At 63.7% G+C, this 24,530-nt stretch carries 24 protein-coding genes; 12 read left to right on the plus strand and 12 right to left on the minus strand.

All coding sequences use genetic code 11. The features are described 5' to 3' along the window. Positions 1-10: 10 nt before the first annotated feature. Both OWC48_RS01200 and OWC48_RS01205 read left to right on the plus strand, forming a co-directional pair. A complete protein-coding gene (locus tag OWC48_RS01200) occupies positions 11-232 on the plus strand; it encodes a hypothetical protein (RefSeq protein ID WP_282518279.1) in 222 nt (73 codons plus the stop codon). 347 nt (positions 233-579) lie between these two features. Then, positions 580-1,719 (plus strand): hypothetical protein, encoded by a 1,140-nt coding sequence (locus OWC48_RS01205; protein WP_282518280.1) that lies wholly within the window; start codon positions 580-582, stop codon positions 1,717-1,719. Positions 1,720-1,947: 228 nt separating this feature from the next. Here the strand turns inward: OWC48_RS01205 and gor are convergent, their stop codons facing one another. The 3 genes from gor to rpiA all read right to left on the minus strand — a co-directional run bounded on the left by gor (position 1,948) and on the right by rpiA (position 4,744). Next, positions 1,948-3,336, minus strand: coding sequence for a glutathione-disulfide reductase (gor, locus tag OWC48_RS01210; protein ID WP_282518281.1), 1,389 nt, complete (start codon positions 3,334-3,336; stop codon positions 1,948-1,950). Positions 3,337-3,467: 131 nt separating this feature from the next. Continuing rightward, positions 3,468-4,016 carry a DUF2059 domain-containing protein gene (locus OWC48_RS01215; protein WP_282518282.1) on the minus strand — a complete coding sequence of 183 codons (549 nt, stop codon included), beginning with the start codon at positions 4,014-4,016 and terminating at the stop codon, positions 3,468-3,470. Positions 4,017-4,018: 2 nt separating this feature from the next. Further along, on the minus strand, positions 4,019-4,744 hold the full coding sequence (gene rpiA, locus OWC48_RS01220) for a ribose-5-phosphate isomerase RpiA (RefSeq protein ID WP_282518283.1): 726 nt from the start codon (positions 4,742-4,744) through the stop codon (positions 4,019-4,021). Between the two features lie 166 nt (positions 4,745-4,910). Between rpiA and OWC48_RS01225 the strand changes: the two genes are divergently transcribed. The 5 genes from OWC48_RS01225 (at position 4,911) to OWC48_RS01245 (ending at position 9,864) form a co-directional block, all read left to right on the plus strand. Further along, complete coding sequence (locus OWC48_RS01225; protein ID WP_085404867.1) at positions 4,911-5,585, plus strand: HAD-IA family hydrolase; 675 nt, start codon at positions 4,911-4,913, stop codon at positions 5,583-5,585. Between the two features lie 153 nt (positions 5,586-5,738). Beyond that, positions 5,739-6,242 carry a hypothetical protein gene (locus OWC48_RS01230; protein ID WP_282518284.1) on the plus strand — a complete coding sequence of 168 codons (504 nt, stop codon included), beginning with the start codon at positions 5,739-5,741 and terminating at the stop codon, positions 6,240-6,242. Between the two features lie 131 nt (positions 6,243-6,373). Beyond that, positions 6,374-7,426 carry a GTP 3',8-cyclase MoaA gene (gene moaA, locus OWC48_RS01235; protein WP_282518285.1) on the plus strand — a complete coding sequence of 351 codons (1,053 nt, stop codon included), beginning with the start codon at positions 6,374-6,376 and terminating at the stop codon, positions 7,424-7,426. Between the two features lie 300 nt (positions 7,427-7,726). Next, positions 7,727-8,266 (plus strand): TRAP transporter small permease subunit, encoded by a 540-nt coding sequence (locus OWC48_RS01240; protein WP_282518286.1) that lies wholly within the window; start codon positions 7,727-7,729, stop codon positions 8,264-8,266. Beyond that, on the plus strand, positions 8,263-9,864 hold the full coding sequence (locus tag OWC48_RS01245) for a TRAP transporter large permease subunit (protein WP_282518287.1): 1,602 nt from the start codon (positions 8,263-8,265) through the stop codon (positions 9,862-9,864). The genes OWC48_RS01240 and OWC48_RS01245 overlap by 4 nt, the downstream gene beginning before the upstream one ends. Before the next feature lie 158 nt (positions 9,865-10,022). Here OWC48_RS01245 and OWC48_RS01250 read toward each other — a convergent pair whose 3' ends face one another. Further along, the gene (locus OWC48_RS01250; RefSeq protein ID WP_282518288.1) at positions 10,023-10,484 is read right to left on the minus strand and encodes a hypothetical protein; all 462 of its coding nucleotides are present in this window, start codon (positions 10,482-10,484) and stop codon (positions 10,023-10,025) included. 243 nt (positions 10,485-10,727) lie between these two features. On the opposite strand from OWC48_RS01250, the gene OWC48_RS47520 reads away from it, so the two are divergent. Together OWC48_RS47520 and OWC48_RS01255 are read left to right on the plus strand one after the other, a co-directional pair. Continuing rightward, entirely contained in the window at positions 10,728-10,874 is a 147-nt protein-coding gene (locus tag OWC48_RS47520; protein ID WP_404979696.1) for a DUF6946 family protein, read from the plus strand. Positions 10,875-10,930: 56 nt separating this feature from the next. Beyond that, a complete protein-coding gene (locus tag OWC48_RS01255) occupies positions 10,931-12,217 on the plus strand; it encodes a M20/M25/M40 family metallo-hydrolase (protein WP_282518289.1) in 1,287 nt (428 codons plus the stop codon). 16 nt (positions 12,218-12,233) lie between these two features. Here the strand turns inward: OWC48_RS01255 and OWC48_RS01260 are convergent, their stop codons facing one another. The 4 genes from OWC48_RS01260 to OWC48_RS01275 all read right to left on the minus strand — a co-directional run bounded on the left by OWC48_RS01260 (position 12,234) and on the right by OWC48_RS01275 (position 17,294). Then, complete coding sequence (locus OWC48_RS01260) at positions 12,234-13,544, minus strand: ATP-binding protein (RefSeq protein WP_306664170.1); 1,311 nt, start codon at positions 13,542-13,544, stop codon at positions 12,234-12,236. A gap of 67 nt (positions 13,545-13,611) precedes the next feature. Beyond that, positions 13,612-14,286 carry a response regulator transcription factor gene (locus tag OWC48_RS01265; protein WP_028146749.1) on the minus strand — a complete coding sequence of 225 codons (675 nt, stop codon included), beginning with the start codon at positions 14,284-14,286 and terminating at the stop codon, positions 13,612-13,614. A gap of 159 nt (positions 14,287-14,445) precedes the next feature. Further along, a complete protein-coding gene (locus OWC48_RS01270; protein ID WP_404979672.1) occupies positions 14,446-15,399 on the minus strand; it encodes an ABC transporter substrate-binding protein in 954 nt (317 codons plus the stop codon). 131 nt (positions 15,400-15,530) lie between these two features. Next, positions 15,531-17,294 (minus strand): cache domain-containing protein, encoded by a 1,764-nt coding sequence (locus OWC48_RS01275; protein WP_282518292.1) that lies wholly within the window; start codon positions 17,292-17,294, stop codon positions 15,531-15,533. A 467-nt stretch (positions 17,295-17,761) separates the two neighbouring features. Between OWC48_RS01275 and OWC48_RS01280 the strand changes: the two genes are divergently transcribed. Then, entirely contained in the window at positions 17,762-18,619 is an 858-nt protein-coding gene (locus OWC48_RS01280; protein ID WP_282518293.1) for a metal-dependent phosphohydrolase, read from the plus strand. Positions 18,620-18,689: 70 nt separating this feature from the next. Next, positions 18,690-19,376 carry a glycerol-3-phosphate 1-O-acyltransferase PlsY gene (gene plsY, locus OWC48_RS01285; RefSeq protein ID WP_282518294.1) on the plus strand — a complete coding sequence of 229 codons (687 nt, stop codon included), beginning with the start codon at positions 18,690-18,692 and terminating at the stop codon, positions 19,374-19,376. Between the two features lie 269 nt (positions 19,377-19,645). On the opposite strand, the gene OWC48_RS01290 is transcribed toward plsY, so the two are convergent. The 4 genes from OWC48_RS01290 to OWC48_RS01305 form a co-directional block, all read right to left on the minus strand. Continuing rightward, positions 19,646-19,987, minus strand: a complete 342-nt coding sequence (locus OWC48_RS01290; protein WP_282518295.1) for a hypothetical protein — start codon at positions 19,985-19,987, stop codon at positions 19,646-19,648. Positions 19,988-20,474: 487 nt separating this feature from the next. Further along, positions 20,475-21,566 (minus strand): TRAP transporter substrate-binding protein, encoded by a 1,092-nt coding sequence (locus tag OWC48_RS01295; RefSeq protein ID WP_014496209.1) that lies wholly within the window; start codon positions 21,564-21,566, stop codon positions 20,475-20,477. 194 nt (positions 21,567-21,760) lie between these two features. Beyond that, entirely contained in the window at positions 21,761-22,903 is a 1,143-nt protein-coding gene (locus OWC48_RS01300; protein WP_282518296.1) for an Mrp/NBP35 family ATP-binding protein, read from the minus strand. Positions 22,904-23,011: 108 nt separating this feature from the next. Next, positions 23,012-23,449, minus strand: coding sequence for a VOC family protein (locus OWC48_RS01305; protein WP_282518297.1), 438 nt, complete (start codon positions 23,447-23,449; stop codon positions 23,012-23,014). Positions 23,450-23,636: 187 nt separating this feature from the next. Between OWC48_RS01305 and OWC48_RS01310 the strand changes: the two genes are divergently transcribed. Then, positions 23,637-24,509, plus strand: a complete 873-nt coding sequence (locus OWC48_RS01310; protein WP_282518298.1) for an NAD(P)-dependent oxidoreductase — start codon at positions 23,637-23,639, stop codon at positions 24,507-24,509. The last annotated feature ends 21 nt before the right edge of the window (positions 24,510-24,530 follow it).

Consider the following 24,530-nt stretch of genomic DNA (forward strand, 5'->3'; position numbering starts at 1 on the left):
GCGAACGACAATGTCGCTCCTGAATTCGGTGATCGTGGAGGAACGCGTGAATCGCGTCACGTCTTGCGCTGGCTGCGGCCACGGACTTGTACCGCTGCTTTCGGCCAAGGGCCGCGCGGAGCTCAGCTGCCTCTGGTGCGAAGGCATCGACGCGCGAACGGTGGACATGGCGAAATGGGCGGACAGCCCGATCGGCAAGCCCGAGCGGAGCGCCCGTCAGCCGTTCGAATGAGCGGTTTCACATGCCCAGCCGCCGGCCTTAGCTGATCGACGCGACCTGCGCGGCTGCACGCCCGCGCCAGGGCTTGCCGACAAATTAGACAAACCGCGCGCCGTCGCCGGGGTTGCGGGCTCCGCGAAAAGGCCCAGGCAAGCCAGCCTAACGCGCCGTCTAACCTCAGGTGCAATCTCGATTTTTCATCGCGCCGCGCGGAGCCGCCGAGCCCGCGCATCGTGCTGCATCTCGACTGGCCCAGAATTCGCAAGGCAGCGTCAGGCCCGATTCCCTGCTCCCACGAATTGGCGCAGCAAGATGCGTGCGCCCGGAGACCGGACGAGCCGCAAGGATCGGAGAGTGCCATGAACGTGCATGCCGCCGGCGATCTCAAATTTACCGGCCTCACCCATCCGAATGGCGCGCCACTCCGCCTCAACGCTCAGGATTTCGTGGCGATCGATCGCGACAGGAATGCCAAGTTCGAAGCGACGTACCGGCCGCAAGCCCTCTACAACCGTGCCAGCGAGGGCTTCCACGCCAACAACGAAACCTTCCTCCTGCACGAAGTCGCGACAAACCTCCCGATCTACCGCCCGGACACCGGCCCCACCGATTTCCATCTTCATCTTCCACCGGGCGGCTTTCAGCTCGTGCTGGTCACCTCGGGCGCCTTCACCTTCGACTACGACGGACGCTTCTACAATGTCGGCCCCGGCGCGGTGATGCTGCAAAGCGCGATCGTCCACCGCCAGCTGTTCTACACCTGGTCGGGACTGTCGACCGAAGAGAACCTGAAGACGCCGCAGACCGTGGTGCCCGACCCGATCTCGATGGGTTACTCCGGCAAATTCCTCGAAGCCTTCGTGACCGATCCGACGACCTTTCCGAACCCAACCATCGTCGGTCCGGACCAGATCAACGAGGCCGAGACACCGCGCGTGGCCTGGAGCCACCCTCTGCACAACCGGCCGGCCGACGCGGGCTTCTGGCTTCAGGATCCCCTCGCGCTGGATGCGTTGTTCAAGCCGCTCGTCGACAGTCCGATCAAGTCGGCCATGCCCGTGTACGTGCGCGACATCGGGATCGAGATTCCCAGCGGCCATCTCGTCACCGGCCACATCATCGCGACCGACCCACCCGGTCAGTCGCTGCTGCCCAGGAGCACGTCGATCGCCGCGGACCCGACCTGTTTCGCCAAGGGCGAGGTCGTGATCTATCGCGTCATTCGCGGCACAGCCGAGTTCAAGAAAAGGTCCGGCGAGAGCTTTGAACTTTCCGCCGGCGATGTGGTGACGGCAGGGAAGGAGTCGATCAGCCTCATTGGCCTCGGCGAAAACACCCAGGTCCTCAGGCTCGGCCTGCTCAAGGGCATGAACGAGCTTCGCGGCTGGACGCCGACGCAGCGCGACGAGATCGACGGCCTCGCCGGCCAGATCATCACGCAGAAGGACATCCGTCCCCTGCGCACCGAGGGCAAGCCGGTCGGGTATCTGTACGGGTAGACGGTTCGCAGCCAAGCGCCTCGAGGTCTTCTTCCTTCTCCCCTTGTGGGAGAAGGTGGCGCGAAGCGCCGGATGAGGGGTTCTCTCCACTCGCGCGACCGTTCGTGAGGATGGAGACCCCTCACCCGGCTTCGCGTTCCGCGAAGCCACCCTCCCCCACAAGGGGGAGGGTAAGCACGCGCCAATTCGACCAAATCCTGTTCGCTTGAGAGCCGCTCGTGTGGCGCCCTACTCCGCCGCCTGACGCACATGGCGTGCCGTCGGCGTGCGCATGGTGACGAGCTCTTCGGCCGCGGTCGGATGCAGTGCGATCGTCGCGTCGAAATCGGCCTTGGTCGCCTTCATCTTCACCGCGATCGCGACCACCTGGGTGACCTCGGCGGCGCAGTCGCCGACGATGTGGCAGCCGAGCACGCGGTCGGTCGAACCGTCGACGACGAGCTTCATCAGCACGCGGGTGTCGCGGCCGGACATCGTCGCCTTGATCGGGCGGAACGTCGTCTTGTAGATGTCGACGTGGCTGAATTGCGCACGCGCCTCCGTCTCCGTCAGACCGACCGTGCCGACCTCCGGCTGCGAGAACACTGCGGTCGGAATGTAGGAATGATCGACCTGCACCTCGCGCTTGCCGAACACGGTGTCGGCGAAGGCGTGGCCTTCGCGGATCGCGACCGGCGTCAGGTTGAAGCGGTGGGTGACGTCGCCGATCGCATAGATGCTATCCACCGAGCTCTTCGAGAAATGGTCCACCGCGATGCCGCCATTCGCAGGATTGATGGCGACGCCGGCCTTCTCCAGGCCGAGATTGGCGACCGACGGATGGCGGCCGATCGCGAACATCACCTGGTCGGACGCGAGGCTCGAGCCGTTCGACAGATGCGTGGTGAATTCCTCGCCGTGCCGGTCGACCTTCGCCACCGTGCAGCCGGTGAGAATGGTGATGCCCTGCTTTTCCATCTCGCTGCGGACGTGGGCGCGGACGTCCTCGTCGAAACCGCGCAGGATGTTGTCGCCGCGATAGATCACGGTGACGTCGGAGCCGTAGCCGGCGAAGATGCCGGCGAATTCCAGCGCGATGTAGCCGCCGCCCTGGATCACGATCCGCTTCGGCAGCTTCTTGAGGTGAAACGCCTCGTTGGAGGAGATCACGTGCTCGATGCCGGGGATCGAGGCGCCGTGGTTGGGCGCGCCGCCGGTGGCGATCAGGATGTATTTTGCGGTGATCTTCCGGTCGTTCTCGAGCAGGCGGACGGTGTGCTTGTCCTCGACCACCGCGCGGCTCTTGACGACCTGCGCGCCCGACTTCTCGACATTCGTCGTGTAGGCCGCTTCCAGCCGCGCGATCTCCTTGTCCTTGTTGGCGATCAGCGTCGGCCAGTCGAAGGTCGCGGGCGGAACGGTCCAGCCGAAACCGGCGGCATCTTCCAGCTCATGACGGACATGCGAGCCGATCACGAACAGCTTCTTCGGCACGCAGCCGCGGATCACGCAGGTCCCGCCCATGCGGTACTCTTCCGCGATCATCACACGCGCACCGTGGCCGGCCGCGATGCGGGCGGCACGCACGCCGCCCGAGCCGCCACCGATGACAAAGAGGTCGACGTCGAATTCAGCCATTGTCCACTCCGACCTCTTCTTTCAGCGCATGATCCGGAGAAGTGTGCAGCGGTTCTCCGATAGGACCATGCGCAAATAACATCCTAAAGCGCGATGACGCGCTTTAGGGATTTCTGATCAGATAGGTACTGTCAGATTTCCTTGCCACGCTTGCGCATCTCGGAACGGAAGGCACCCATCACGGTCTCGGAGAAGTTCTGGGCCCAGGAGTTCATGAAGGCCATGCTGAGGCCGATGGCGCGCGGCTCGGCGTCGATCAGCTTCTTGCCCAGCGGCGACTTGTAGAAGGTGACGAGGTCCTTCAGTTCCTGCTCGGTGAACTCGCTGGCATAGATCTGCGCCATGCCTTCGCCGATCTCGTTCTGGCGGCCGTTGAGCTGCTGGGCCACGATCGGCGCGACCTCGCTGAGCTCCTTCTGGTAGTTGAGATTCTGCTGGATCAGCGTGATCTTGGTCTTCTCGACCATGCCAGGCACGGCGCCCTGATACATCGCGGTGGCGTTCTTGATCTGCAGGATCTCCTTGGCCGCCGCGATCGCCGCAGGCGAGGCTTTCGGCGGGGTCGGCGCGGGAGCAGCCTTCTGGGCCGGCGCGGCCTGCTGCGCGATCGCCGGGACCGCCAAGACGGCCAGTCCAGCAGCAAGCGTCGCGGCCGGCAAGAATCTCAATACGCTCTTCATTCCTAGTCTCCTTTCGGCTTACGCCGTTCAATCACGCGAATTCCCTCGGCGCCCGCCAAAACGGCCGAGCTGGCCAAGCCGATAAACAAGCCATGCTCAACCACGCCGGGGATAGAGCTCAACGCCTTGGCGAGGCCAGGCGGATCCACGATACGTCCGAGCTGGGCGTCAAGAATCCAGTGGCCGCCATCGGTGACGAAAACGTGGCCATCCTTGTCGCCGCCTTTGGCCTTGCGGACCGCCATTTGCCCGGAAACGCCGCATTCGGCAAATGCCTTCTCGATCGCGCGGCGCGTCGCGCCGAGCCCGAACGGGATGACCTCGATCGGCAGCGGAAAGCGGCCGAGCGTCGGCACCCATTTGCTGTCGTCGGCAATCACGATCATGCGATCCGAGGCCGCCGCCACGATCTTCTCGCGCAGCAGCGCGCCGCCGCCGCCCTTGATCAGGTTGAAGTCGGGATCGATCTCGTCGGCGCCGTCGACGGTGAGGTCGAGATGATCGATCTCGTCCAGCGTCGTCAGCTTCACACCGCAGCGCTCGGCATCGAGGCGCGTCGCCTCCGAGGTCGGCACGCCGATCACTTTCAACCCGGCCTGCACGCGCTCGCCGAGCAGCTCAACGAAATGCTTGGCGGTCGAGCCGGTGCCGAGCCCGAGCTGCATGCCGTCACGCACCTCCTCGAGGGCGCGCGCCGCAGCCTGCCGCTTCAACTGGTCCATGTTCACGATGCGCCCGCCCCGAATTTTAGAGTGTGCCGCCGATAGAGGTTGCTTGCGGCGGCCTATGTAGCCTCGTTTTTCCCGCCGGAACAGGCCTCTGGGCCGATCTTATAAGTTGAACTTATGGCTTCGGCCCTTGCGCCGATCCAGCCGGCCCGATAGCGCTGGGACCATGACCTCCCCTTACACCCTCGTCTTCGATCTCGACGGCACGCTTGTGGATACGGCGCCCGACCTGATCACCGCGCTGAATTTCGTGCTCGACCGCGAAGGGCTGCCGCCCGTGCCGATGGCCTCGGCCCGCAACATGATCGGCGCCGGCGCCCGCAAGCTGATCGAACGGGGGCTGGAGGCCGAAGGCCGCATGGTCACGCCGGCGGACATGGACCGGATGACGGCGGATTTCATCGCCTATTACGCCGACCATATCGCGGTCGAATCCCGCCCGTTCGAGGGGCTCGAGGCCGCACTCGACCAATTTGCGGCCCAGGGCCACCGGCTGGCGGTCTGCACCAACAAGCTGGAATGGCTGTCGAAGCGGCTTTTGGACCAGCTCGACCTCACCCGCCGCTTTGCCGCGATCTGCGGCGCGGACACCTTTGGCGTCCAAAAGCCCGATCCGACCATTTTCCGCGAGACCGTGGCGCGCGCCGGCGGGGCGGTCAAAGCCAGCATCATGGTCGGCGATGCCGGAACCGACGTCGGCGTGGCCCGGCGCGCCGGGGTGCCCGTGATCGGGGTCAGCTTCGGCTATACGGACGTGCCGATCGCCGAGTTGAAGCCGGACCGGCTGATCCATCACATGCGTGACCTGCCGGCTGCGGCCCACAGCCTGATGACCACCTAGGAACCACAAGCCTCTGAGATAACTGCCATATTCCACGGAACCCTGCGTTAACCATCTATTGACTATGCGCGGAGCGCCGGTTGCTTGCTTGGAACGACGCCCGTAGGTTCGCCCGGGGATGTGGCGGTTCGTCGCAGTTAGAAGTGGGTGGTCATGCGTCGTGTCATCGCGATTGCGCTAGCGGGAGCGAGCCTTGGTGGCTGCTCTTCGATGTCTTGGGACATGTTCAAATCGGCGCCGCCGACCGTCCAGGTCCGGCTCGAATCCAATCCTCCGGGGGCTGACGCCACGACCTCGCTCGGTGCCGGTTGCAAGACCCCCTGCTCCGTCTCGGTTCCTGCCCCCGACGCCCCCTTCACGGTCGCTTTCGCGCTGCCAAAATACCAGCCGGCGAGCGTGCCGGTGAACGTGATCAAGAATCCCGGGGATTTCACCACGCCCGCCTCGGTCACCACCGATCCGAATCCGGTGTTTGCGGAACTCCAGCCGGCAGTGCCGCCCAAGCCTGTGAAGAAGCCGCAGCGGCCGAAGAAGCCGAAGCCGGCCGCAGCCGCCGCGGCCCCTGCGGATGCCGCACCCGCTGCGGCCCCTGCGGATGCTGCACCTGCTGCGGTGGCGGCCTCGCCGTTTCCCGATCCGAACGCAGGAAAGCGCTGATCCGGGCGCTGATTACGTATACCACCCGATTGTCCTAGCCGCGTCCGATGCTTAGATTGCTTCCAGAGCACCACTGAAGCAAAGGTGCGCCCGTCGCCGTAAGTGACAAGGCATTTGGCAAGGCATCTGCTATGAACGGACCTTCCGCGAGCCCTCTCGCAGCAGCGAGCCCCCGCGACGCGCTCTCGAGCGCGATGACCGATCCGTTCGGGCGGACCATCTCGTATTTGCGCGTGTCCGTCACCGACCGCTGCGATCTACGCTGCTTCTATTGCATGTCGGAAGACATGACATTCCTGCCCAAGGCGGACCTGCTGACGCTGGAGGAGCTCGACCGGCTCTGCACGGCCTTCATCGCCAAGGGCGTGAAGAAGCTGCGGCTCACCGGCGGCGAGCCGCTGGTCCGCCGTAACGTGATGACGCTGGTGCGCTCGCTGTCCCGCCACCTTTCGAGCGGTGCCCTGAGCGAGCTGACCCTGACCACCAACGGCACCCAGCTTGCGAAACACGCCCGGGAGCTCGCCGATTGCGGCGTCCGCCGCATCAACGTCTCGCTCGACACGCTCGATCCCAAGAAATTTCGCGAGATCACCCGCTGGGGCGAGATCGACAAGGTGCTGGAGGGCATCGAAGCCGCGCGCGCCGCTGGGCTTGGCGTAAAGATCAACGCGGTGGCGCTGAAGAACCTCAACGAGGACGAGCTTCCCGACCTGATGCGCTGGGCGCACGGCAAGAGCATGGGGCTGACGCTGATCGAGGTCATGCCGATGGGCGAGATCGGCTCGGGCCGTATCGACCAATACCTGCCGCTGTCGCTGGTGCGCGCGCGGCTCGCCCAGCAATTCACGTTGACGGATCTCGCCGAGAGCACCGGCGGGCCGGCGCGCTATGTCAGCGTTGCCGAGACCGGCGGCAAGCTCGGCTTCATCACGCCGATGACCCATAATTTCTGCGAATCCTGCAACCGGGTGCGCATCACCTGCACGGGCACGCTGCACACCTGCCTCGGCCACGAGGATGCTTCAGATTTGCGCAAACCTCTGCGTGCATCTGACGACGACATGCTGCTTGCGGATGCGATCGACCGCGCCATCGGGCTGAAGCCCAAGGGCCACGATTTCATCATCGACCGCCGCCACGACCGCCCCAGCGTCTCCAGGCACATGAGCGTCACCGGCGGCTGAGGGATTCGCGCCCTCCCCGCCATAAGCTTTTGACTCGGCGTCAATTTGCCCATTTTCCGATTGACGGCGCACAAGCCCGCTGGTTTGGTGCAGCCGCCTTTGCTTGCCCGGCAGCAATAAGCCGGCCCCGCCCCTTTGGCGGTCGCGGTCAAGACGGCAAGGCACGAGGGGAGGACCGACGCCGCAATCGCTCCGGAATTTCATCCGTACGGTCGCGTGCTATTCGCACGCCGGCCAGGCGATGCGTGCTGAAGCCTCCCGTAAAGTGTTGGGCCGCGACGGCGACGGAGAGAAAGTAAGATGCGTCCATTGCTGGCGTTGAGCAACGCCATCGACGCCCTCAATGAAAAGATTGGGTACGTCTGTAACATCCTGGTGCTGCTGGCGTGCCTGGTCAGCGCGGCCAATGCCATGATCCGCTATGCCTTCAGCAACTCCTCGAACGGCTGGCTGGAGCTGCAATGGTACATGTTCGCCATCCTGGTGATGTTCGGCGCGTCCTACACCTTCAAGCGCAACGAGCATGTCCGCGTCGAGATCTTCTACCTCACGCTCTCGGAACGCGGCCAGCTCTGGCTCGACATGATCGGCACGCTCTGCTTCCTGATCCCCTCCTGCCTCCTGCTCGCCTATCTGTCGTGGCCCTTCTTCATGCAGGCCTATAACGTCGGCGAGATGTCCGGCAATGCCGGCGGCCTGATCCGCTGGCCGATCAAGTTCGTGATCCCCGCCGGCTTCGTCTTGCTGGCGCTCCAGGGTGTTTCCGAAGTCATCAAGCGTATCGCGGCTCTCCAGGGCTATGTGACGATCGACGCCAAGTACGAGAGGCCGACCCAATGATTACGCTGGAAATGATGCCGCCGCTGATGTTCGGCGGCCTGGTTCTGGCGATGCTGATCGGCTTCCCCGTCGCGTTCACGCTCGCGGCGGTCGGCCTCTCCTTCGGCTTCCTCGCCATCCATCTCGGATTCTTCGACCTCAACTTCCTCCAGGCGATTCCCGGCCGCGTGTTCGGCAGCGTGCTTTCCAACGAGCTGCTGCTCGCGATCCCGTTCTTCACCTTCATGGGCGCCATATTAGAGAGATGTGGACTAGCCGAAGATATGCTGGACTCGATGGGCCAGCTGTTCGGCCCGGTCCGCGGCGGCCTCGGCTACTCCGTCATCATCGTCGGCTTCATCCTCGGCGCCATCACCGGCACGGTGGCGGCGCAGGTCATCGCCATGGCGCTGATCTCGATGCCGGTGATGATCCGCTACGGTTACAACATGCGCTACATCACCGGCGTCCTCGCGGCCTCCGGCACGATCACGCAGCTGGTGCCGCCCTCGCTGGTGCTGATCGTGCTCGCCGACCAGCTCGGCAAGTCGGTCGGCGACATGTATCTCGGCGCCTGGGGCCCCTCGGTGTTCCAGATCATGCTGTTCGCCGGCTACACCTTCATCCTCGGCCTGATCAAGCCGAGCCACGTGCCGCCGGTGCCGAAGGAAGCGCGCACGCTGACCGGCTGGGCGCTGTGGAAAAAATGCCTGATGGGCATCATCCCCTCGGCCGTGCTGATCTTCGTCGTGCTCGGCACCATGATGATGGGTCTCGCGACCCCGACCGAAGCCGGCGCCATGGGCGCGGTCGGCGCCATCGTGCTCGCCGCGATCCATCACAAGGACTTCTCCTCGAATGACCGCAAGATCCTGATCGTCGGCGTGATCGCCGCCGGCGTCGGCACGATCGTCGCGATGCTGTTCACCGAGAACCTGGTCTTCAGGCTCTCGTTCGCCGTCACCTATCTCGCCGTGGCGTGGATCTGCATCCAGGCCGCACGCATCCCCGAGCTGCGCGACCTGATCAAGCAGGGCTACGAATCCACCATGCGCCTCACCTGCATGGTCACCTTCATCCTGATTGGCTCGACCTGCTTCTCGGTGGTGTTCCTCGGCGTCTCCGGCGGCGTCTGGCTCGAGCATCTCTTGACCTCGCTCCCCGGCGGCGTGTGGGGCTTCCTGATCTTCATCAACCTCTTCATCTTCTTCCTGGCCTTCTTCCTCGACTTCTTCGAGATCGCCTTCATCATCCTGCCGATGATCGCGCCGATCGCGCAGAAGGTCCTCGCGCCGGTGGTGGGACCGGACGCGGCGCTGATCTGGTTCGGCGTGATGCTGTGCGTGAACATGCAGACCTCGTTCCTGCATCCGCCGTTCGGCTTCGCGCTGTTCTATCTGCGCGGCGTGGCGCCGAAGGAAGTGAAGAGCTCCGACATCTATTGGGGCGCGATCCCCTGGATCGGCCTGCAGATGATCATGGTCCTGCTCGTGATCATCTTCCCGATCACGGTGACGGGCCTGCTCGACAAGCCGCTCAACGTCGACCTCGACAAGGTCAAGATCGAGGTGCCGCAGATCGACCTGCCGCCGCTGGATCTGGGACCGCCGCAGAAGTAGCGGCCGCGCTTTCTTCCTTCTCCCCTCATGTCCGCCGAAGCCTTGGCGGAGGCGGATGCGGGAGAAGGAAGGGCGTTAATTTACTCGTGTTCTCTTATTTGCAATCTCGCCGTATTCATTGCAGTGATCGTGGGGGCCGGCGTCAACGGTCACGCTGATCAGTTCCGTGAGAATGTGACCACGTTCGGCGCATCGTATTGCGCCTCCATCTTCTTTTTGCAGTTGGCGTAAACTTCGCTAAAGCGACGTTCCGAGTTGCACGACCTTTCCAGCTTATGAACGAACAGCGTCACTGCGTCATCATGCCAGGTCACCTCGGTCGATTGGGTTTCTTCGCTGGCGTGCTCCACGACTTTGACGAATTCGCGGGCGAGAGCGCGCGGGTTGCCTGCGTCCTGCGCGTCGCAGGCGACTTTGTACCGGTTGTAGTTTCCGCGATCGTCCCAATGGATCACGATGTCGTCGGATAGGGTATCGCCTTCGATCTGCGCCAGTGCGTCGAGCGCGACGTTCGCATGATTGAGCGCTTGGTGCTCGTCACCGTCCTTGATGCAGCGCTTGATCAATTGCAGCGCGTTTTTAGCGCGCGATAGCTGAGCGGCGGCCTGCTTCGTATTCATCTCGCAAGTCCCTTTCCAAGTGGCCCGCATGGGTCACGCCGGGGTCGAAATGGGGTCAGGATCATTGCGGCCTCTCACGGGAGTTTGGCGACGAGCACGCCGCTGCAATCGGATCAGATTGGAGCCCAGGCGGCGGTTCGCCAATACCTCCAAAGGTGAATACGGAGTACTCCTCTAGTCGGCTTTACAATCTGAGAGCGAGCCGCGAGGGCGGGAAATTTCGAGGCGTGCGCGATGGGAAAGATGATCTATGTACAAACCTCGGGCGCACATAGTTGGCGGGCACTTGTCGCCGACCCGACCAAGCCATGGCGCACTGGCTGTTCTGTGCGAACAGTGGCGCATTGCCGGGAAGCAGCAGAGGAATTGCCGCCGGATCCGCGCGCGTGACAAGCGCCGGAAACACGGGCATACCGGGCCATCCTCCAACTGATGGACCGCCGCGCATGTCCCGATCGCTCCCTGCTCCGTCGCTCGCTCCCTTGATCGCATCGCTCTGGCTGGCATGTGCCGCAACGTTTGCGCATGCGGAACCGATGACCGATGTCCATGCGCTGGCGCAAAAGGAGCAGCAGCCGCTGCTCGACACGCTGCGCGATCTCGTCAGCATCGAATCCGGCAGCAAGGACATCGACGGCCTGAACCAGATCGCCGAGCGCGTTGCCGGCCAGCTCAAGCAGCTCGGCGGCACGGTGGAGATCTTGCACCCCACCGACGTCTATCGCCTCGACGACACGCCCGAGACGATCGGCCCGGCCGTGCACGCCGTGTTCAAGGGCACCGGCAGCAAGAAGATCATGCTGATCGCCCACATGGACACGGTGTACCTGAAGGGCATGCTGAAGGACCAGCCGTTCCGCGTCGACGGCGACAAGGCCTACGGCCTCGGCATTGCCGACGACAAGCAGGGCGTCGCGCTCATTCTCCATACCGTGGCGATGCTCCAGAAACTCAACTTCAGGGATTACGGCACCCTCACGGTGCTCACCAATGGCGACGAGGAGATCTCCTCGCCCGGCTGGCGCAGCACCATCACCAAGTTCGCCGCGGATCAGGACGTGGTGTTCTCGTTCGAAGGCGGCGGCACCGACGGCACGCTGCGCCTTGCCACCAGCGGCATCGGCTCGGCCTATCTCACGGTGCACGGCAAGTCCTCGCACGCTGGCGCGCGGCCCGAGGGCGGCGTCAACGCGCTGTACGAGCTCTCGCACCAGGTGCTGCAGATGAAGGACCTGTCCAAGCCCGAGCAGGGCCTGAAGCTGAACTGGACGGTCTCGAAGGCCGGCACCAACCGCAACGTCATCCCGGCCGACGCCTCGGCCCAGGCCGATGCGCGCGCGCTCAAGATCGCCGATTTCGACGAGTTGCAGAAGGCGCTGCAGGACAAGATCAAGAATCGGCTGCTGCCCGACTCCAGGGTCGAGCTGAAATTCGAGGTGCGCCGCCCGCCGCTGGAGGCCAACGACGCCTCACGCCGCGTCGCGGCCTACGGCAAGACGATCTATGGGGAGATCGGACTGTCCCTCAAGGTCGACGAGAAGGCGACCGGCGGCGGCACCGACGCCGCATTTGCCGCGCTCAAGACCAGCGGCGCCGTGGTCGAAGGCATGGGCCTGTCGGGCTTCGGCGCGCACTCCAACGATGCCGAATATGTGCAGATCAACAGCATCGTGCCGCGGCTTTACCTGGCCACGCGCATGATCATGGACCTGTCCGCCGGCAAGCTGAAATAGCGGCGTCTGCCCGTGGTCAGCTTTGGCCAACCGGGGGCGCGGCTCCCTCCGCTAGCCGAAACCGCAGCGTGAACTCCGCGCCGCCGCCGGGAAGATTCTCTACCGCCACCGTCGCGGCATGATCGTCCGCGACCCCGCGCACGATCGAGAGCCCGAGGCCCGCGCCGTCGCTGCGCTGGCGGTCGGCGCGCCAGAAGCGCTGGAAGATCAGCTCGCGCTCGGTCTCCGCGATGCCAGGGCCGCAATCGCGCACGCGCACCGAACCGTCGTCCCCCACCTCGACGTCGACCGAGGTATCCTTCGCCGTGAACTTGATGGCGTTTTCGGCGAGGTTGAAGATCGCGCGCTGGAGCATCTCCGCATTGCCGTGGATCAGCACCGGCGCGTCGGCGCCCTTCAGCGCGATGTCCTTGTGCTGTGCGATCGCGAACGGCGCGATGGAGCCGACCACCTCGGCGCAGACGGCGCGCAGATCCGCGGTCTCGCCGGGATCGAGCACCAGGGTGTCGAGTTCGGCGATCTCCAGCAGCTGGGCGACGATGCGGCTCATGCCTTCGATGTCGTCGTGCAGCGCCTGCCTTGCGGCGCCATCGCCCAGCGTCTCGATCCGCGTGCGCAGGATCGTGAGCGGCGTGCGCAACTGATGCGCGGCATCCGCCGTGAACTGCCGCTGCACGCGAAAACCGTCCTCGAGCCGGTCGAGCGCCTGGTTGACGGCGGTGACCAGCGGCATGATCTCGCGCGGGATCTGCTCCGTCGGCAGGCGGATGTCGGTGCGCGCCGGGCCGATATTGCTGGCCTCCTCCGACGCTTTCCACAGTGGCGCGATGGCGCGGCGGAAGATGATGATGTCGGCGGCGAGCAGGATCAGCAGGATCGGAATGGTGATCCACCCGACCCGGCGGAAGAAGTTCGAGATGATGTCGTCGATGATGACGTCGCGATGCGCCAGATCCTCGGCCACGCGGATGCGCACGATCTTGCCGTCGATGATGCGGGTGACGCCGGCGCCGGAAATCGTCTCGGAAAGTGTCGGCGGCGCCGACGCGGCCGCTCCCGTCTTGCGGCGGGACGAAAACAGCAAACGGCCGTCGGCATCGCGGATGTCGTAGAGATAGCGGCCGTAGGCTTCCGAATAGAGGCCCCGCAGGCTGTCGGGCAGGTTGAACGTCAGCAGGCCATCCGGCGCCGCGACGATGCGCTCGGCCAGCACCTCGGCCTGCGCCCGCATGGCTTCGCGGTGCAGCTGGTCGACTTCGGAATTGAGCAGCCAGAACAGCACCAGCGGCAGGAAGATCGCGACCACCGCGACCGCGACGATGTGCATGAACACGATGCGCCAGATCAACGATTTGAATGTCGGCGATCTGCCATAGGCCCCGGCGGCCGCCACGCTATTTCTCCTCGGACATGAGATAGCCGACGCCGCGGATGGTGTGGATCACGACCTTGGCGCCGTGCTCGGTGAGCTGCTTGCGCAGCCGCGAGACGTAGACCTCGACCGCGTTGGAGGCGACCTCGCCTTCGAGCCCGAAGATGTGGTCCTCGACGTTCTTCTTCGGCACCACCCGGCCCTGCCGGCGCAGCAGGATCTCCAGCACCGAGGTCTCGCGCGCGGAGATGATCCGCGGCTGGTCGTCGACGAAGATCTGGCGGCTTTCGGTGTCGTAGACGAGATTGGCGAGGCGCAGCGAGCGGCCGAGCAGCTGGCCGGGCCGGCGCAGGATCGCCTCCAGCCGCGCCACCAGCTCCTCCATCGCGAACGGCTTTGCCAGATAATCGTCGGCGCCGCTGCGCAGGCCGCTAACGCGGTCCTGCAGGCCGCCGCGCGCGGTCAGCACCAGCACCGGCAGCGGCTCCATCTGCCGCCGCAGCTCGCGCAGCACCGAGAGGCCGTCGCCGTCGGGCAGGCCGAGGTCGAGGATCATCGCAGCGTAGCTGACGCTGCTGACCGCCTCGCGTGCCTCGGCCGCGGTGCTCACGATGTCGCTCTGGTAGCCGGCGGCCGACAGCCCGGCGGCAACGAGCCGCGACAGCTCGACATTGTCCTCGACGATCAGAAGGCGCATCGCAGTCCCGCCGGATGTTCCGGTGCAATCACGGCTCGCGCCGCATCTTCGCTCTCTTCCACCATTCCGGCCGCCTCGGCCAGCGAAAAAGCGCGTGGCAGGCCAGCCGCCCCCCTGTCAGGTTCGTGTAAGCCGACCTGGGCGCGTTCCCATGATGGTTTACTCGATCACCTCATCCGCTCCGGCAATGACTGCTGCGGAGAACGGATGGCCGAGCAGTTTCGCTGCCTTCAAATTGACAACGAGCTCCACCTTCGTGACGAGTTGAACTGGAAGATCAGAAGGCTTCTCGCCCGACAGAATGCGTCCGGCATAGATACCCGCGCGATGGTGCGACTGCATGAAATCTCCTCCGTAGCTCATCAAACCTCCAGCCACGGGAAAGTCTCGGGTCTGCGTGATTGCGGGTAGTTGATATTTCATCGCGAGAGCCGCCAGCCGGCGACTGCGAAATGCAAAATAGGGGTCGGAGGTAAACACAACTCCGCCTGGCCCGTCCCTGGCCACGGCAGCGAATACGGATTCGAATTCATCCTCCTTGCTTGCGCTATAGATCTGCAGTTGAACCCGCAGGGCCTCTGCGGCCGCCTGAAGCTTCTGCAATTGTGATGGTGCGGTCGGACTTGTCGGGTTGGCGACAACCGCCAATCTGGTCGCCGTGGGCAACAGGTCGCGCATCAGCTCAAGCCGCTTTGGCGACACATCGACGCTCAGGCTCGATACTCCCGTGATATTTCCGCCCGGCCGCGACAGGCTGTCCACCACGCGTAGCTGAACGGGGTCGCCGCCCATCTCGAACACGATGGTCTTGGTCGTACCCGTCGCCTTCGCGGCAAGTGCCACCGGTGCCCCGCCAGGAGCCACGATCAGGTCTACATTTCTGGCGACCAATTCGGCAGCGAGGGCAGGCAATCGAGAATATTGTCCATTGGCCCACTGAAAGTCGATCGCCACATTGCGACCCTCGACGAAGCCGGCTTCCTCCAGCCCCTGTCGGAAAGCCTCAAGTCGACTGCCGAAGAGCTCGGGTGACTCCGGGCAAAGATAGCCAATGACCGGCATGGAGGGCTTCTGCCCATACGAGACGGTCGTCCACGTCGCGGCGCCTGCCATCCAAAGAAGAAAATCGCGCCGTCTGGCGCGTCCGCGTAGCGTTGCTGCTTCAGGGTTGGCGCACCTCATGCCTACGGACCCGCTGCCGTCAGCCGTTTGCCGGAGCATAGCCCCGGATACGCGAACAGTCTCTAGCGGATTGTGCCAGACATCCCGCGGCCACTCGGCGAGAGAGCATCGAAGGATATTCCGAAGACTGGAATGGCTTCGTCAAATCCTTTGATTTCGCGGCCCCCGAGATCCTCAACGGGCCGCCTGCCCTTGACGTCGGCCGCGACTTTGGCGTCGATCAGGATTTCCTTGTCTGCGGCAGATGCGCACAGCCGGGCCGCAAGATTCACGACGCTCCCGATGGCGGTGTAGTCGAGCCGGTCCTCGTATCCGATCCGGCCGACAGTCGCCGGCCCGCTGGCAAGGCCGATTCCGAAACCGACGTGGTAGCCACGCGATCGCCAGCCGGCGATGAGGGCTTGCACGTTCGTCTGCATGTCGACGGCGAGATCGATGGCTCGCAATGCAGGCTCTTCGACCGGGACAGGTGCGTTCACCAGCACCATCAGTCCGTCGCCGGAGAAATTGATCAACGTCGCTTCGAATTTCGCGATGACCCTGCCGAGGCTTTCATAATATTCCGACAATACGCTCATGACGTCCTCGGGCGCGGCGCCTGCTGAAAACGCGGTGAACCCCCTCAAATCGCAGAAGACGACGACGACTTCCGTACGGCGGCCGTCCAGCACGCTGTCATCGCCGGCTCGATCGACGAGATCGGCGACCTGGGGGGCAAGGAACCGCTTCAGCTTGGCGATGCGCTCCTGGTGCTGCTGCGCCAGAGCCAGCTCGGAAGCCATTCTGTTGAAACTGTTTGCAAGACGCTGGAACTCGTCCCCGGTGTGGATTGAGATGCGGTGGTCAAAGGATCCCGCACCAATCCTCTCCGTGCCCTCCTCGAGCAGCTTGATCGGCTCCGTCATCCGGTGCGCCAATGCATAGGCAAGTATCCCTGCGAGCATGGTGCTGATTGCGAGGAGCATTGCCGTCCGCCACAGGGCGGAATAGATCGGCGCGTAAGCTTCGGATAGCGGCTGCACGACCACGACTGTCCAATCGGGGCCCTGTACGGGAGCCGCGCTGGCAGCAACATAGTGCCCTTGTGCATCGCGGCTCGTTGCGAAGCCCGCTTTCGACCCTATCGCGTCCCGCACAGCCCGAAATGGTTTGGACGTCGCTTCCTCCGCCCCGCGGAGCACGAGGCTGATGTCGGGATGGGCGATCAGGCGACCCGATCGGTCCAGGACGAAGGCGGAGCCGGTCCTTCCGACCTTGATCGCCGAGATCACATCCCAAATCAGCTTGAGGTTGACTTCGGCTATGACTGCGCCGACCGCCGGTCGGTTGCCGGCAATCCCAACCGTCAAGTACGGTTCGGAGCCTCGATTGTAGCTGACGTCGCTGAACCAGATCTGAGCTGCGCGGGCGCCAACCAAGGCGGGATCGGCTGATCGGTCCGTGCGGCTCTCGATACGGTTGAGGCCGATCCGCGAGATGTAGAGACGCTCCAGGCCATTGCCGTCGAGCAGTGTGAGACTGACGATGGCGGGCGCTTGTCGAAGCAGGCGCAACGCGTCGGTCCGCCGGCGTTCGTCGAACTCGTCACTCCATGGAAGCTGAACCAGCCAGCCAAGCTGGCTCGTGATGCCGTGGATGAAATCGTGTATTTCGGCGGCCGCGGATGCGGACTGGAGGCTAAGCCACTGGTCGAGCCTCGCGCGCTGATCGCGATAGCCGAACCACGCCTCAATAACCCCGTTGAATGCGAGTGGGATCGCGACAGCCACGAAAAGCGCGAGCAGATATTTATGAAAAAGGCCGCGAAACCGATCCTGAGGAATCATGATCCGGTCTCCTGATAATCACATAAATACAATGACCCAGAATAACATGTCGCTCCGCCGTCGGGTGGAGTTCATTCGAATCCCGAGCGTACCGGTGCACCCTTCGCGCTTTTAAGGGCGGACCAGCCACGCGGCCTGGCGACAAATTGGCGCCATGGCTGAATTGTCGGCCGATGTCAGCCTCCGGCTGACTGGCCTTCGCGCCGCACGCCGGCTTTTGACCACCCTAAACGGACGTTGCTGCCGGACCGACGTAGCATGCGCCGCAGCCACGTTGATCTAGGTCAAGCATCACCCCCTCCTTTGGCCTCACGTCATGTTCAGCCCCATTTGAGGCGGCGACGTCGCCTTTCAGTTCGCTCGCGCATAGCAACTTCCAGGTCGGCGTCGCATTCTTCCAGTGGCCTCCTCTCCCTCCTGATCCCTGCAGAAGGCTTACTGGAGGTTCGTCGACGAGGATCTTGCTCATGATAACAATTCCAGAACTGACGTCCCAGGCGCTCGGTGCGTTTCTCATCTCGGAGACAAAAGGCCGCTTCGGCTCATCGCATGCCAACTTGCCGGAATTGCTCCCCTACGCAGCGAAGCTGGCCCTGGAATGTATCGGTAACAGCGATGCGTTGTATCACAACGTGGAGCACACCCTGTTGGTCACGCTGGTGGGGCACGACATTCTGATCGGCCGCTCTCTTCTGAGGCCAACCACGGCCAGCGATTATGCTCACTTCATCCTGGCGTGCCTGATTCACGACATCGGCTACGTTAGAGGCGTAATCTACGGAGACCAGGAAGGCGCCTATGTCGTTGATGGTACCGGCCGAACGGTTGAGTTGCCGATCGGCTCCTCCGATGCAGCGCTTGCGCCCTATCACGTCGACCGCTCGAAATTGTTCGCCGTGGAACGTCTCGACACAATCGACGAAATTGACGCCGCTCGTATTGCTCAGGCCATCGAATATACCCGCGTTCCCTATGCAGACGCACCAACGAGCGAACTCAAGGATGATCTGGACCAGGAGGAAGGTTTGTTGCTGCGTGCCGCTGATCTGATCGGTCAGCTCGGCGATCCCAACTACATGAAGAAATCAAATGCGCTCTTCTATGAATTCGAAGAGATAGGCCTCAACAAATCGCTCGGATACGCCACGCCCGCGGACGTCGTGCACAAATATCCGCAATTCTACTGGACAAAGGTCGCACCGCAAGTCCCGGCGGCGATCCGCTATCTGAACGTAACATCGAGCGGAAGACAATGGATCAGCAGCCTGTATGGCAATGTCTTCCGCGCCGAGCGAGAGGTCAGACTATCTGGTCCGCAGCTGTAGATCGGCATCCCCATGGCGGTCCAACAAATCCGGCGATAAAACACTGATTGCGGAAACTGGAATCGAACCCATGGTCTTCTGGACGGCGAGCGCAGTCGGGTTGGTGGTCGCCTATCTTTTCGGCTCCATACCCACGGGCTATCTGGCGGGAAAACTCTTGAGCGGCATCGATATTCGAGAGCATGGCTCCAAATCCACCGGGGCGACGAATGTCTTGCGCACTCTTGGAAAATGGCCTGCGTTGATGGTGCTCATCGCCGATGTGCTGAAAGGCGTGGCCGCCATCCTCGTCGCCCGCTCGTTCTGTCCCTGGCTCTCGACGGAGCTTTCGCCGACGCCGCCGCCAGCGCTTGATCTGCAAGTCTGGGTGCCATGGGCTGTTGGCCTGGCCGGAATTGGCGCGCTGCTGGGGCATAGCCGCTCGATCTGGCTGAACTTTACGGGCGGCAAATCCGCCGCGACCGGGCTGGGCGTGTTGCTGGCGATGTCGTGGCCGGTGGGATTGGGTGCTGCGACGGCCTTTGGCATCGTGCTGGCGATGACCCGGATTGTTTCCCTTGGCTCGATCCTCGCGGCACTGACGGCGATCGCCCTGGTCTGCGGTTTCGAGCACCCGTTGCCCTATCGGCTGCTGGTGATCGGAGGCGGCATCTACGTGATCGTTCGCCATCGCGCCAACATCCAACGGCTGTTGGCGGGGACGGAGCCGCGCCTGGGTCGAACTGGCCCGGATGCGAAGGCAGGAGCGCAGGTTTAGCCTATTGCGGTTCCAGGAGCCGGCAATCCCCGTTCCGATATTCGATGGAAGCGTGCACGTGTCTTTCCGGTGCTCCAGCTGCTATCGCCGTTACCTTGACGCGACCACAGCCGTTCTGATGCGGTAAGCAGTTTCGCCGAGACGTCGCGGAAATACACGATCCGCAGCCGATCGATTATCCGGGGCAGATACGATTGGTCGGGAAGTCGGAGCCGGAGGCCGACTGATGGACGCCGGGCAAGCCCGCCGTCCCACCAGCCGGGATAGTACTAGTCACAGTGCCGCAGAAAAGCGGCTCTGAGTTCGGCCAGTTGGTCGCTCGTCGCTCCCAGCTCTGCGTCGGCCCGATCTGTGAGCAAGTCGACGTAGGCAATCGGCCGATCGAACTGGCTCGCCGTGAAGTCATACCTCTTGCCTTCGATCCGATTGTAGAAATGATCGCCGGCCGGCAGAGGCGTCTTCAGCAGCTCGCCGCCGTAGAGTTCGTGAACGAGCAGCGCCGTGACGTTGCATTGCCCGGCCGCCGGATTATCCGGCGTCCATTGGCTGGAAGTCGACAACGACCAAGCCTTGCGCAGCGCGTGTTGAACCTCATCGGGATCGAAGCTCATCGTCACCTCACGGGATCGGCACCGAAGCGCCAATTTCGGATTATACGATGTTAGCTACTTGCCACTGTTTTGCCCGACGTGTCAAACGGCTTCGCAACTCGGACTGAGCCCTACTCCATCCACGCGTCATTGCGAGCGCAGCGAAGCAATCCAGACTGCCTCCGTGGAAAGATTCTGGATTGCTTCGCTACGCTCGCAATGACGACGTGGAAACAGACGCGCGCCGAACACCGGGTCATTCGGGAAGGCTCGCCATCAGGGGAGATCGCCGCGTTGGCCCCGGCCGCGCGACGATTGCCCCTTCCTGCTGATTTACCCCAACGGTCCAAATGGTTGGCGGCAGTTACAGGGCAACCTGCCCTCATCGCGCTTCTACTGTGCATGGGGTTGTTTTGCATATTTTTGTTTGGGCGGCCGCTGGCGGCAAAGAAAAAGCCCGGCCTCGCGAACGAGGCCGGGCTCTGTCGTCTTGCGACGTTTCGAAAGATCAGCCGCGGGTGCGCGAGCGGATCATGAAGCTGTCGTAGGTGTATTCGGCGACCTGCCACCACAGATATTCGTCGGAGCGGTAGGCCTGCATGGCGTCGATCGACTTCTTGAAGTCGGGGTTCTTGGCCGAGATCTCGCCCCACAGCTCGTTGGTCGACTTGAGGCAGGCCTCGAGCACTTCGTTGGTGAAGGGACGAAGCTGGGTGCCGCCGGCGACCAGACGCTTCAGCGCCGCCGGGTTCTGCATGTCGTAGCGCGCGGCCATCCAGCTGTTGGCGTTGGCCATCGCGTTGGTGAGGATCGCCTGGTAGTTCTTCGGCAGCGAATTCCACTTGTCCAGGTTGGTGAAGGCGTGGACGGTCGGACCGCCTTCCCAGAAGCCGGGATAGTAGTAGTACTTGGCGACCTTGGCGAAGCCGAGCTTCTCGTCATCGTAGGGGCCGACCCACTCGGCGGCGTCGATGGTGCCCTTCTCCAGCGCCGGATAGATGTCGCCGCCGGCGAGCTGCTGCGGCACGACGCCGACCTTCTGGAGCACCTGGCCGGCGATGCCGCCGATGCGCATCTTGAGGCCGGAGAGGTCCGCAACGGTCTTGATCTCCTTGCGGAACCAGCCGCCCATCTGGGTTCCGGTGTTGCCGCAGGGCTGACCGATCACGTTCGACTTCTTGAAGAACTCGTTGCCGAGTTGCTCGCCGCCGCCCTGGTACCACCAGGAGTTCTGCTGGCGCGCGTTGAGGCCGAACGGCACCGAGGCGTAGATCGCCCAGGTCGGGTCCTTGCCGACATAGTAGTAGGAGACGGTGTGGCACATCTCGACCGTGCCGTTCGAGGTCGCGTCGAGCGCCTGGAGGCCGGGGACGATTTCGCCGGCGGCGAACACCTGGATCTGGAACTTGTTGTCGGTCATCTCGGCGACGTACTTCGCCAGCTGCTCGCCACCGCCATAGATGGTATCGAGCGACTTCGGGAAGCTCGACGTCAGGCGCCACTTGATCTCGGGCATGGACTGCGCGATCGCCGGCGAGGCCACCGCGGCGGTCGCCGCCGCGCCTGCTGCCGACACTTTCAGGAAATCACGACGCTTCATCTTCAGGTCTCTCCTTGTTGGGGCGTTTCCCCTAAACTTCCTCGTTGTCGCCGCTCGTTCCGGCGACGCGTTCTAAGTCGCGTCGAACCGAAGGGGCTTGACTGCCGTGGCCTTTAACACGGAAGCCCCGCTTTCGGAACGCGACAATGGCATGACGGGGCTCTACGAAAGTCGCATGTCCCCAAAAGACCGGCTCAGGCCGCGGCGATAACGCCTTTGAGCTGGTCCCGGACCTGCCCTGCAATGGCGCGATAGATCGCCGCATGAGGACCGTCCGGCTCGCTGTCGACCACGGGATTGCCGGCATCCGAGGTGGCGCGAATCGCCATGTGCAGGGGGATCTCGCCCAGGAACGGTACCCCGAGCTTCTCCGCCTCGTGGCGCGCGCCGCCATGGCCGAAAATATCCGATTTCGTGCCGCAATGCGGGCACTGGAAGTAGCTCATGTTCTCGACGATGCCGAGCACGGGCACGTTGACCTTCCTGAACATCGCAAGCCCCCGCCGTGCATCGATCAGGGACAGGTCCTGCGGGGTCGAGACGATCACGGCGCCCTTGAGCGGCACGTTCTGCGCCAGCGTGAGCTGGGCATCGCCGGTACCGGGCGGCATGTCGACCACGAGTACGTCGAGGCTCCCCCATGCGACGTCGCGCAGCATCTGCGTCACCGCCGACATCACCATCGGACCGCGCCAGATCATCGCGGTCTCTTCCTCCACCAGGAAGCCGATCGACATGATGGCGAGGCCAAAACGCTTGAGCGGAATCATCTTGCGCTCGCCGTCCAGCGCCGGCTTCTCGTGGAGGCCCGTCAGCCGCGGCACCGAGGGGCCGTAGATGTCGGCATCGAGCAGCCCGACCCTCAGGCCGAGGTCGCGCAGGCCCAGTGCCAGGTTGAGCGCGGTGGTCGACTTGCCGACGCCGCCCTTGCCCGAGGCGACCGCGATCACGGCGGCGACGCCCGGAATTTCGGACTGCCGCGCCATCGGCGATTGAGCGCCGCCCTGCGGCGGCGGCTTGTGGGCATGGACCGGCTGCACGCCCGGCGTGCCGCGGCTCGGCGTTGGCGGCGGAGGCGGTGCGGCGCCGGCCTTTCGCTCGGCGGTCAGCGCCACCATCACGGTGGTGACGCCGGGAATGGCTCGCACCGCGGCCTCGGCCTCGGCGCGGACGGATTCCCAGGCCCGCGCCTCGGCGGCATCGACGTTGATCGAGAAGAACACCTTGCCGTCGGCCGCGCTGATCGCGCTCAGCACGTTGGCATTGGTGAGCGCGACCCCGCGGGGCGACTTGATCCTGGCGAGGCTGTCGAGAACCTGTTGCTGCGTCACGCTCAAAGCGCATCTCCTGAACAGAGCATGATCCGGAAACGTGTGGAGCGGCTTTCCGATAAGATCATGCTCAAGGCTTGAGGATGCCCCATTAGAGCGGAAACGGCCAAAAGGCTACTGCCTGCCGATATCGTCAGCCATCTCCGCGGGGGCAGCCCCCTGCTCCGCAGCGGCCTCGTAATTGAGCTCGATCATGACCCCGTTGGGGTCGTGGACGAAGATCTGCCAGAGGTCGCCGCCGGGCACCTGGCGGGAGTCGAATGTCATGCCCTTGGACGTCAGCCGCTGCTTCATGCCGTCGAACCCGCGGCTGACGAAGGCGACATGGTGGACAACGCCGGAATCCGGCTTTTGTGGCTCCGAGGTCGGGGAAATATCGACGAGGTGCACCACCGGCTTGCCCTCGCTGTACATCCAGGCCCCCGGGAAGGCGAAATCGGGCCGGGCGCCTTTTTCCAGGCCCAGCACGTCCTCATAGAAGCGGACCGTCTCGGCCAGATTCCGGGTCCGGATGTTGAAATGATCGAGGACGCCAACGCTCACGCCGCCCATGCTTTCGCTCCCTTTTTTTATGCAGCACCTTAAGTCCCGCCATCCTAGCACAGGCGGCTGCCAAACGAAGCCGTTGCCCTCTGGCCTCAAGGGTTTATGGTGCGCTCCTAATCCGCTCTCATAGCGGAACCAGGCGCCCCCGCCCGGCAAAAACCGTAAAACCCAAACTACGGACAAGGTACCACACATGGCTAAAGTCGCTTTCCTCGGTCTCGGCGTGATGGGCTTCCCCATGGCCGGACACCTCGTGAAAAAAGGGGGCCATGAGGTCACCGTCTACAACCGCACCGCGGCCAAGGCGAAGGAATGGGCGGACAAGTTCGGCGGCAAGACCGCGGCGACCCCGAAGGCCGCAGCCGAGGGCCAGGATTTCGTGATGTGCTGCGTCGGCAACGACAATGATCTGCGCGCGGTCACGATCGGCCCCGACGGCGCATTCGCCGGCATGAAGAAGGGCGCGACCTTCGTCGACCACACCACCGCCTCCGCTGAGGTCGCCCGCGAGCTGGATGCTGCCGCCACCAAGGCCGGCTTCAAGTTCATCGATGCTCCCGTTTCCGGCGGCCAGGCCGGCGCCGAGAACGGCGTGCTGACGGTGATGTGCGGTGGCGCCGAGGGCGCCTATTCCGGCGCCGAGCCGCTCATCACAGGCGCCTATGCGCGGATGTGCAAGCTGCTCGGGCCCGCCGGCTCCGGCCAGTTGACCAAGATGGTCAACCAGATCTGCATCGCCGGTTTGGTGCAGGGCCTCTCCGAGGGTATCCACTTCGCCAAGAAGAGTGGCCTCGACGTCGCCGCCGTGATCGAGACCATCTCGAAAGGCGCAGCGCAGTCCTGGCAGATGGAGAACCGCTACAAGACCATGAACGAGGACAAGTACGATTTCGGCTTCGCGGTCGAATGGATGCGCAAGGACCTCTCGATCTCGCTGGCCGAAGCCCGCCGCAACGGTGCCAATCTGCCGGTGACCGCGCTGGTCGACCAATTCTACGCCGAGGTCGAGAAGATGGGTGGCAAGCGCTGGGATACGTCGAGCCTGCTCGCGCGCCTTAACCGCTGACACCTGTCGAACTGATCCCGC

The sequence above is a fragment of the Bradyrhizobium sp. Arg816 genome (assembly GCF_029989365.1).
Taxonomy (GTDB): Bacteria; Pseudomonadota; Alphaproteobacteria; order Rhizobiales; family Xanthobacteraceae; genus Bradyrhizobium.

Coding starts and splice junctions, on each gene's coding strand:
- OWC48_RS01200 (WP_282518279.1), top strand. CDS start 11: ATGTCGCTCCTGAATTCGGTGATCGTGGAGGAACGCGTGAATCGCGTC.
- OWC48_RS01205 (WP_282518280.1), top strand. CDS start 580: ATGAACGTGCATGCCGCCGGCGATCTCAAATTTACCGGCCTCACCCAT.
- gor (WP_282518281.1), bottom strand. CDS start 3,336: ATGGCTGAATTCGACGTCGACCTCTTTGTCATCGGTGGCGGCTCGGGC.
- OWC48_RS01215 (WP_282518282.1), bottom strand. CDS start 4,016: ATGAAGAGCGTATTGAGATTCTTGCCGGCCGCGACGCTTGCTGCTGGA.
- OWC48_RS01225 (WP_085404867.1), top strand. CDS start 4,911: ATGACCTCCCCTTACACCCTCGTCTTCGATCTCGACGGCACGCTTGTG.
- OWC48_RS01230 (WP_282518284.1), top strand. CDS start 5,739: ATGCGTCGTGTCATCGCGATTGCGCTAGCGGGAGCGAGCCTTGGTGGC.
- moaA (WP_282518285.1), top strand. CDS start 6,374: ATGAACGGACCTTCCGCGAGCCCTCTCGCAGCAGCGAGCCCCCGCGAC.
- OWC48_RS01240 (WP_282518286.1), top strand. CDS start 7,727: ATGCGTCCATTGCTGGCGTTGAGCAACGCCATCGACGCCCTCAATGAA.
- OWC48_RS01245 (WP_282518287.1), top strand. CDS start 8,263: ATGATTACGCTGGAAATGATGCCGCCGCTGATGTTCGGCGGCCTGGTT.
- OWC48_RS01250 (WP_282518288.1), bottom strand. CDS start 10,484: ATGAATACGAAGCAGGCCGCCGCTCAGCTATCGCGCGCTAAAAACGCG.
- OWC48_RS47520 (WP_404979696.1), top strand. CDS start 10,728: ATGATCTATGTACAAACCTCGGGCGCACATAGTTGGCGGGCACTTGTC.
- OWC48_RS01255 (WP_282518289.1), top strand. CDS start 10,931: ATGTCCCGATCGCTCCCTGCTCCGTCGCTCGCTCCCTTGATCGCATCG.
- OWC48_RS01260 (WP_306664170.1), bottom strand. CDS start 13,544: ATGCACATCGTCGCGGTCGCGGTGGTCGCGATCTTCCTGCCGCTGGTG.
- OWC48_RS01265 (WP_028146749.1), bottom strand. CDS start 14,286: ATGCGCCTTCTGATCGTCGAGGACAATGTCGAGCTGTCGCGGCTCGTT.
- OWC48_RS01270 (WP_404979672.1), bottom strand. CDS start 15,399: ATGGCAGGCGCCGCGACGTGGACGACCGTCTCGTATGGGCAGAAGCCC.
- OWC48_RS01275 (WP_282518292.1), bottom strand. CDS start 17,294: ATGATTCCTCAGGATCGGTTTCGCGGCCTTTTTCATAAATATCTGCTC.
- OWC48_RS01280 (WP_282518293.1), top strand. CDS start 17,762: ATGATAACAATTCCAGAACTGACGTCCCAGGCGCTCGGTGCGTTTCTC.
- plsY (WP_282518294.1), top strand. CDS start 18,690: ATGGTCTTCTGGACGGCGAGCGCAGTCGGGTTGGTGGTCGCCTATCTT.
- OWC48_RS01290 (WP_282518295.1), bottom strand. CDS start 19,987: ATGAGCTTCGATCCCGATGAGGTTCAACACGCGCTGCGCAAGGCTTGG.
- OWC48_RS01295 (WP_014496209.1), bottom strand. CDS start 21,566: ATGAAGCGTCGTGATTTCCTGAAAGTGTCGGCAGCAGGCGCGGCGGCG.
- OWC48_RS01305 (WP_282518297.1), bottom strand. CDS start 23,449: ATGGGCGGCGTGAGCGTTGGCGTCCTCGATCATTTCAACATCCGGACC.
- OWC48_RS01310 (WP_282518298.1), top strand. CDS start 23,637: ATGGCTAAAGTCGCTTTCCTCGGTCTCGGCGTGATGGGCTTCCCCATG.